This is a genomic window from Microbulbifer okhotskensis, from assembly GCF_023895975.1.
Classification (GTDB): Bacteria; Pseudomonadota; Gammaproteobacteria; order Pseudomonadales; family Cellvibrionaceae; genus Microbulbifer; species Microbulbifer okhotskensis.
Window position 1 is genome coordinate 1 of the sequence record NZ_JALBWM010000299.1, and the last position, 1146, is coordinate 1146.

General features: G+C 41.9%; 1 protein-coding gene. It reads right to left on the bottom strand.

All coding sequences use genetic code 11. The features are described 5' to 3' along the window. Positions 1-255: 255 nt before the first annotated feature. Positions 256-954, bottom strand: coding sequence for a pirin family protein (locus MO867_RS22170; protein WP_252473219.1), 699 nt, complete (start codon positions 952-954; stop codon positions 256-258). Between the last annotated feature and the right edge of the window lie 192 nt (positions 955-1146).

Below are 1146 nucleotides of genomic sequence, written 5' to 3' on the forward strand. Positions count from 1 at the left end.
CTCCGGTATAGAGTATGGGGGCATGAGCAGTTACACAATTTAAATTACAGCCTCTATAAAATCTATTTCGCCAAGATTTATTCTAAAATTAATCGTTATTAGTGAATCGTTCTGCAAGTCAGTGGCCTGAATAAGTACTTCTTCAATTGCTAAATGGCTTGTTCGTTACTGGTGGGTAGGATCAGTTGAATCTATAAAATCCTGGCAATCATATGCTTTACCGCCAGGAGATTACCAGGATAGTCCGATTTGTATTTAAGTGAATGCTGGAAGGTCAAACCATAACGCAGCGATTCCATCAATTGTAGCTTGTAACTCTAATTGTTCTTTGAATAGACCCAGACCATCTCCGCCATAGAGCATATCTCCTCCATTAGCTTTGGCAGCACCAGATAGGATATGAAGGTAGCCCGGACGTTTGTGGGTCTGCAGTTTTATATTTTCACCGCTGCCTAATTCCAGGCGAAACAAGCTGGCATCTTGATTTATTTTGAGAGAACCATTCCGGCCATTGGGAGTAATGAGCGGAGTGAGGTTTTTGGTTTGAGATATTTTCTTTTGTTCATAGCTCGGTTTTATACGTCGCCGGTTTGGTTGAATCCAAATTTGTAAAAATTTGAGGTGTTCTGTTTTCGAGTGATTGTATTCTGAATGAGTGATACCGGTTCCTGCACTCATTCTTTGTACCTCGCCCGCAGGTACGACAAAGTGATTACCCTCACTGTCAAGATGCTCGATAGCACCTTCCAGGATATAAGAAATAATTTCCATTTCCCGGTGTCCGTGAGTATCGAATCCTGCACCGGGTTTGACGGTATCATCATTGATGACACACAATGCAGAAAAGCCCATATGCTTTGGATCGTAATAGTGGCCGAATGAGAAGGTATGCCTGCTGTTAAGCCAGCCAAAGCGGGCTTGCCCGCGATCTTGGGAGGGTCTGAAATAGTACATAGCCTGTACCCTGTTGTTAGAATAAAGATGGTATTAAGGCAATGATAGGCATCAGCTACTCGAATGAACATTGGATAAATATGAATTGATTGTTCGTTTAAATAGAATGTTGAATGCTAATTTTCTATTGCTTCAATACAATACTTCGGACAGTTTTAGGGGGCGAAATAGGTAGGAACCACGGCCAGATAC

Excerpts from the sequence above, each read along its gene's own strand:
- MO867_RS22170 (WP_252473219.1), bottom strand. The coding sequence starts at position 954 with ATGTACTATTTCAGACCCTCCCAAGATCGCGGGCAAGCCCGCTTTGGC.